Genomic DNA, 3,647 nt, shown 5'->3' with positions numbered 1-3,647 from the left:
GGCTGGGTGGTCGTGGCCCCGCCCGGGGAGCTGGCGCTCTCCGACCTCCACCGGCTGATCGTCGACCACCGGGTCGGTGCGCTGTGGTTGACAGCCGGGCTGTTCCGGGTGTTCGCCGAGGAGTCGCCCGGCACGCTGGCCGGGGTCGGCCAGGTGTGGACCGGCGGTGACATCGTGCCGGCCGACGCGGTACGGCGCGTCCTGGCACGGTGTCCGGACTCCGTGGTGGTCGCCGGGTACGGCCCGACCGAAGCCGCCACGTTCACCACACGCCGGGTGCTCCGCCCCGGTGAGGCGGTTCCCGACGTCGTCCCCCTCGGCCGGCCGATGGACAACAGGCGGGTGTACGTCCTGGACGAGGCGCTGTCGCCGGTGCCGCCGGGGGTGGCCGGCATGCTGCACGTCGCCGGTGCGGGCGTGGCGCGCGGGTACCTGAACGACCCCCGCCGGACGGCCGGCCAGTTCCTGCCGTGCCCGTTCGGCGAACCGGGGGAGCGGATGTACCGCACGGGCGACGTGGTCCGCTGGAACGCGGAGGGGGAGCTGGAGTTCCTCGGCCGCGCGGACGAGCAGGTCAAGCTCCACGGCTTCCGCATCGAACTGGGCGAGATCGAGGCGGTGCTGGCCGGGCACCCCGCCGTCGCCCAGGCGACCGTGGTCGCCGGCCCGGGTGCCCCGCCCGGCCGACGCCTGATCGGCTACGTCGTCCCGGCCGGGGACCCGGCGCTCGACCCGGCGTCGGTGCGGGAGCACGCCTCGGCGGTGCTGCCGGACTACATGGTGCCCTCGGTGATCGTCACGCTCGACGCCTTCCCCCTGACCCCCAGAGGGAAGATCGACCGGGCCGCGCTGCCCGTCCCGGACCCCGCACCGGCGCCGTCCGGCCCCGGGCCGCGCACCCCGGCGGAGCGGACGATGTGCGCGCTGTTCGCCGAGGTGCTCGGCCGGCCCACGGTGGGCGTCGACGACGGTTTCTTCGCGCTGGGCGGCAATTCCCTGCTCGCGACCAGGCTGGTCAACCGGGTGCGGGTGAGGTTCGGCCGCGAACTCACCCTCGGCGCCCTGTTCCAGGCGCCCACGCCGGCGCGCCTGGTCGACGCGCTCGACGACGCCCCGGACGCCGCGGCCGTACCGGACCTCTCACCACGTACACGACTCTGACGACTCTGACAGCTCTGACAGCGATCACAGGAAGCACCTCGGCATGGCCCACACCCTCTCCCAGCCCGACGAGACACCGGCAGCGCCGGCACCACCCGAAACCCCGATCACGGCAGCACCCCCGACGGCCCCGGCGCTGGGAGTGTCCCAGGTCCGCCGGTACTACCAGCTCGTCGACGCCGGGGACGTGCCCGCGCTGGTCGCCCTGTTCACCCCGGACGCCCGCTACCACCGCCCCGGGTACCGACCCATGGTCGGGCATGCCGAACTGGAACGCTTCTACCGCGACCAGCGGGTGATCCGCACCGGCGTGCACACCCTGGCCACCGTGGTCACGACCGACGACGAGGTGGCGGTGCACGGCCTGTTCCGCGGCGTGCTGCACGACGGCGGTGAGGTCGAGCTGCGGTTCGCGGACTTCTTCCGGATGACGCCGCAGGGCCGCATCGCCGCGCGGGACACCTTCTTCCACGTGCCCGCGGTCTGAGCCGCGGCTCCAGCGGCTCCAGCAGCTGCAGCGGCGCCAACGGCGACGGCCCACGCGGTCGCGCGTTCAACCCCGACGGGGAAACTTCAGCACAGGAAAGCGGGAAGCAGTTGACCAAGACCGTCTTCACCTCCGACATCCCGGCGTTCGTCGGCAGCGGACGGCCACCGTTCGACGCCCGGGCGATCCACGAGCTGGTCGCCGAACAGGCGGAGCGGGCCCCGCACGCGCCCGCCGTCACCTGCGACGGACGGACCCTGACCTACCAGCAGCTCAACGACCGCGCCCACCGGCTCGCCGGGCGACTGCGAGCGGCCGGACTGGCGCAGGAGGACGTCGTGGGCGTGCTGGTGCCGCGCTCGCCGGAGCTGATCGTGGCCCTGCTCGCCGTCCTCGTCGCGGGCGGGGCGTACCTCGGACTCGAACCGGACGACCCGGCGAGCCGCCACGCGCTGCTGCTCAAGGACGCGGGCGCGGGCATGGTGATCACCGAAGAGTCCCTGCGGGAGCAACTGCCCGGCACCGTCGTCACGGTGACGGAAGGCCGCCCGGCGCAGGATCCGGCCACCGGGCCGGCGGCTCCGGCCCGCCCCGGCGACCCGGACCGGCTCGCCTACGTCAGCTACACCTCGGGCTCCACCGGCGAGCCCAAGGGCGTCGGCGTGCCCCACCGGGCGATCGACCGGCTCGTCCGGGGCGCGGACTGGATGGACGTCCGCGCCGAGGACGTCTTCTTCCACCTCGCGCCGGTCGCGTTCGACGCGTCCACGTTCGAGATCTGGGCCCCCCTCGTCAACGGCTGCCGGCTGGTCCTCTTCCCCCCGGTCGCCATCACGCTGGAGCACGTTGCGCGCGTCGTCCGGGCCGAGCGCGTGACGGTCCTGCTGCTGACCACCGGGCTCTTCCACCAGATGGCGAGCTCCCACCCGGAGGCGTTCGCCGACGTGCGGCACGTCCTCACCGGGGGCGACGTGGCCTCGCCGAACCACGTCCAGCACCTGCTGGCCCGCCACCCGGAGCTGCTCTTCACCAACGGCTACGGACCGACCGAGAACACCACGTACACGACCTGCTGGACCAGCAGCACCCTCCCGGAGCTGCGGAGCGTGCCGATCGGCCGCCCGATCAGCGGCACCAGGGTCGCCGTGCTCGACGGCGACCTCGGCCCGGTGCCCGTCGGCGAGTGCGGGGAACTGTACGTGGCCGGGGCGGGCCTGGCCCGCGGCTACCTGGGCCGCCCGGCCGCCACGGCCGAACGGTTCCTGCCCGACCCGTTCGGGACCGAGCCGGGCGCCCGGATGTACCGGACCGGCGACCTCGTGCGATGGCTGCCCGACGGCACCCTGGAGTTCGTCGGACGGGCGGACGACCAGGTCAAGGTCCAGGGCTACCGTGCCGAACCGCGCGCCGTCGAGGTCGAGCTGGAACGGCTCGCCGGGGTGCGGCACGCGGTCGTGCTGCCGCAGCCCGACCCGGCGGGCGGCACCCGGCTGCTGGCCTACGTCGTGCCCGCGGAACCCGAGCCGGCGGGCAACGCCGAGCTCGGCCGGCGGCTGCGCCACGAACTGCGGGACCGGCTGCCGGGTTACCTGATCCCCTGGGCGATCCTCGTCCGTCCCGAGCTGCCGGTGAACCGCAACGGCAAGATCGACCGCCGGGCCCTGCCCACCGCCACCCGGGTGCCGCGCAACGTGCCCAACGAGTTCGTCCCGCCCCTCACCGAGGTGCAGACGCGACTGGCCGAGTTGTGGGGCGACGCCCTCGGCGTCGAACCGGTCGGCGTCGACGACGACTTCTTCGACCTCGGCGGACACTCCCTGCTGGCCACCGACCTCCTGGTCGCCACCCAGCGCGAGTTCGACGTGGACCTCCCCGCGCAGACCCTGTACCTGTCGCCGACCGTCGCCGAGCTGGCGACGGCCCTCACCGCCCGGATGCGGACGCCGGGCCCGGACGGCCCGACGGACGGCCCGATGGGGGACCCGGCCGACGGGGCGGG

The 3,647-nt window shown here is 74.3% G+C and carries 3 protein-coding genes; all 3 read left to right on the top strand.

Features of this window, described 5'->3' with window-relative positions; genetic code table 11:
* A partial coding sequence (locus tag ACIQOV_RS32510; protein WP_401054305.1) for a non-ribosomal peptide synthetase occupies window positions 1-1,161 on the top strand: 1,161 nt, incomplete at its 5' end.
* Between the two features lie 43 nt (window positions 1,162-1,204).
* Complete coding sequence (locus ACIQOV_RS32505) at window positions 1,205-1,648, top strand: nuclear transport factor 2 family protein (protein ID WP_401054304.1); 444 nt, start codon at window positions 1,205-1,207, stop codon at window positions 1,646-1,648.
* Between the two features lie 110 nt (window positions 1,649-1,758).
* Window positions 1,759-3,647: amino acid adenylation domain-containing protein (locus ACIQOV_RS32500; protein WP_401054302.1), on the top strand; the 1,889-nt coding region annotated here is incomplete at its 3' end.

The organism is Kitasatospora sp. NPDC091257 (assembly GCF_044757675.1).
Taxonomy (GTDB): domain Bacteria; phylum Actinomycetota; class Actinomycetes; order Streptomycetales; family Streptomycetaceae; genus Kitasatospora; species Kitasatospora lactacystinica.
Note: the sequence above shows the minus strand (reverse complement) of the source record. Positions and strands in the feature narration are given on the sequence as shown.

Excerpts from the sequence above, each read along its gene's own strand:
- ACIQOV_RS32505 (WP_401054304.1), top strand. The coding sequence starts at position 1,205 with ATGGCCCACACCCTCTCCCAGCCCGACGAGACACCGGCAGCGCCGGCA.